The organism is Parvibaculum sp., from assembly GCF_049672805.1.
GTDB lineage: Bacteria > Pseudomonadota > Alphaproteobacteria > Parvibaculales > Parvibaculaceae > Parvibaculum.
The window spans coordinates 1-3313 of record NZ_JBATWS010000059.1 but is presented as its reverse complement, the minus strand read 5'-3'; the positions used below and the strand labels follow the sequence as shown (position 1 = coordinate 3313).

The 3313-nt window shown below is 60.2% G+C and carries 2 protein-coding genes; one reads left to right on the top strand and one right to left on the bottom strand.

Annotated features, from left to right (window positions below; genetic code table 11):
- On the bottom strand, positions 1-1145 hold a 1145-nt coding region (locus tag WBF74_RS01870; protein ID WP_424434313.1), incomplete at its 3' end, for a PAS domain-containing sensor histidine kinase.
- Between the two features lie 525 nt (positions 1146-1670).
- Here WBF74_RS01870 and hisS point away from each other — a divergent pair.
- Positions 1671-3182: a histidine--tRNA ligase gene (hisS, locus tag WBF74_RS01865; RefSeq protein ID WP_424434310.1), complete on the top strand. Its 1512-nt coding sequence runs from the start codon at positions 1671-1673 to the stop codon at positions 3180-3182.
- Positions 3183-3313: the final 131 nt, after the last annotated feature.

Below are 3313 nucleotides of genomic sequence, written 5' to 3'. Positions count from 1 at the left end.
GCGCAATGCACCGCTTCGGAAAGCAGCCGGAAAAGACCCTGCCGCAAGCGGCGCGCATCGCCGCGCAGACCCGGCAGCCGCTCGGGGCAGGAAATCTCGATGGTCACGCCTTCAGCCGCCGCATTCTGGCGCTGGCTTGCAATCGCGATCTCCATGAGCTGGCCGATATTCACGATCTCGTCGGTGAGATCGATTTCGTCCATCTCGGCTTCGGCAATGCCCAGCAGATCCTCGATCATGTCGAGCAGCATCGCGCCGCTCGAATAGATGTCGGTCGCATATTCCTTGTAGCGCTCCGTCCCGATGGGCCCGAGCCGCTCATTCTTCATCATCTCGGAAAAGCCGATGATATGGGTGAGCGGCGTGCGCAGATCGTGATTGACGTTGGAGAAGAAGCTCTGGCTGCGCTTGCGCGTTTCCTGACTGCGCGCTTCTGCGTCATGCATCGTCTGTTCAAGCTTGCGGCGAACCGTCACGTCATTGAGTGCGGCGACACGGGCAGGCAGGCCGCCCCAGCGTGAATCGACGATGCGCATTTCCGCGAGGCGGTTATCGCCATCAGGCCGCGTGATCGTCACGTCATGTTCGCCCGGTTCAATCGGCAAGCCGAAATTCTGGCCGACAAGCTCCTCGGCGCTCCGACCGAGAATTTCCTGCGCGGCGTTATTGGCGAAACGCACGATGCCCTGACTGTCGAGGATAACGATGGCTTCAGGCGTTTCCTGAATGAGCGTGACCTTCGGCGCTTCAGCGATGGGCGGCTTTGTGGCTTCGGTCTCCCGCTCTTCGCGCGCGGTATGGCGGGTGATGGCACGACGCACCGCAAGGCAGAGATTGCGTGCATCCTTACCATTATTGCCGAAACTGTCTTCGGCACCCGCTTCAATCGCCTGTGTCTGAAGGAGCGGATCATCCGCACCAACGGCAATCACCGGCGCATTGGGGCCGAGCGCCACCACGCGGCGCAGAAAATCAAATGCTGCCGGGTCGCCTGCGCCAATATCGATGATGATTGCGTCAATGCCCGGCATGAGCAGCGGCTCGATGCCTTCATGGATGCTGGAAAACTCAAACTCGAAGGGGCCGGCTTCACCCGTTTCCGCAAGACGCGCGAGCTCGCTGCAGAGCGCCGCTGAGGTGCTCACGACATGTGCGGCGAGTGGTGGCAATGCCCCCGTCTCGGGCCCTGATATGGTTTTCATTGCGATGCCTGGACGCGCCAAAATACTCATCCGCTCTTAAGGCCCCCCGTCATGACCCGTACGAATAGATACAGTCAGACTGCGGCGGCTTTTAGCCGCGTGCGTTAACGATCTATTTCTTTCGTAAACGAAAGGTAAACAGACGCCCTATCTTGTGGATGACATGAAAATGAGCCACAAGCAGCGGGCTGGATGTTTACCCTGAAAACGGTAGAAATCCGCCATTTTTGAGCTTAGAAACACAAGCCCCGTTAACTGCGCATTATTTGTGGAAAAGTGCCGGTTTCGGGGTCCGAAAAGCGCCTTCGTAAACTCTTCGGGCGGCTTTTAGGCAGCAAAAGGTAAATGATTCGTTTGAATACAAGGGTATCTGCGGCGCTTGTGACGCTGCGACGCATGGGCTAGGTATGCGCCCGCGCCTGAAAAGGCGATGAGCGGCAACCATCGGGCCATCCCGAGGGGCACACCATGAGCAACAAAGAAAAGACCTTCCGCCCCAAGGCACGCGTGCCAAAGGGGCTCCGCGACATGCCCGCTGCGCTGGTGCGCGCCGAGCAGGGAATGATCGCGCGCATCCGCGAGGTCTATGAACGCTATGGCTTTGACCCGCTCGAAACCTCTGCCTTCGAATATGCAGATGCCCTCGGCAAGTTCCTCCCGGATGAAGACCGGCCGAATGAAGGCGTGTTTTCCTTTCAGGATGATGACGAGCAGTGGCTGTCGCTGCGCTACGACCTGACGGCACCGCTCGCGCGCTATGTCGCCGAAAATTACGACGCGCTGCCAAAGCCCTTCCGTCGCTATCAGACGGGGCCGGTCTGGCGCAACGAGAAGCCGGGGCCGGGCCGCTATCGTCAGTTCACGCAGTTCGATGCCGATACGGTCGCCGCACCCGGCGTCGCGGCTGATGCCGAGATGTGCATGATGGGCGCAGACTGCCTTGAGGCGCTGGGTATTCCGCGTGGCAGCTATCGCATCCGTGCCAACAACCGCAAGGTTCTGGACGGCCTTCTCGAAACGATCGGCCTTGATGGAGAACCGGGCAGCGTCACCTACATGACGGTGCTGCGCGCCATCGACAAATATGACCGTCTCGGGCGGCAGGGCGTCGAGCTTCTGCTTGGTCCGGGCCGGAAGGATGAGTCGGGCGACTTCACCAAGGGCGCGGGCCTCTCGCCATCCCAGATCGCGGCGGTACTCGATTATGTGGAGTCCGGTGTCGGCGAAGGCCCGGCTGACCGCAAGGCGGTTCTCGAGGGCTGGCGCAAACTTGTGGGCGAGAGCACGGTTGGCCGGGAAGGCGTGGACGAGCTTGCCGAGATGGACGCGCTTTTCACATCTGCGGGCTATGGCATCGACCGGATCGAATTCAATTCATGGATCGTGCGGGGGCTTGGCTATTACACCGGTCCTGTTTTCGAATCCGATCTCCTCTTCGAGGTGAAGGACGAGAAAGGCAATCCGGTGCGCTTCGGCTCGGTCGGTTCGGGTGGGCGCTATGACGGGCTGGTCGAACGCTTCAAGGGCGTGAAAGTGCCCGCGACCGGCTTCTCCATCGGTGTGAGCCGCTTGCAGACGGCGCTGGAGCTGCTCGGCAAGCTTGATTTCGAGACGGTGCAGGCACCTGTCGTCGTCCTGACACTCGATGCCGGTAACATGGCGGGCTATCAGGCCATGGTGTCGGAACTGCGCAATGCGGGCATCCGCGCCGAAATGTATCTCGGCGGCTCGGGCATGAAGGCGCAGATGAAATATGCCGACAAGCGCGGCGCTCCCATTGCCGTCATCGAGGGCGAAGATGAGCGTGCAAAGGGTGAGGTGACGCTGAAAGACCTTATCCTCGGCTCGGAAATGTCGAAGGAAATCGAGGACAATACGGCCTGGCGCGAGGGCCAGCCGGCGCAGATCGCCGTGCCGCGCAACAGGCTGGTCGAGGAAGTCCGGGCCATGCTCGCCCGACATTACCCGCATCACGGCTGATTGGCCGTTATTCCTCTTTCTCGATATTTACCATTTCCATGCTAGATAAGGCCCGGATCGGAAAGAAACGGCGGGCCGGGAAGTATCCGACATGTCTCTGACTGCAATGGCAGCACTGGAAGGCGAAAGGC

Coding starts and splice junctions, on each gene's coding strand:
- hisS (WP_424434310.1), top strand. CDS start 1,671: ATGAGCAACAAAGAAAAGACCTTCCGCCCCAAGGCACGCGTGCCAAAG.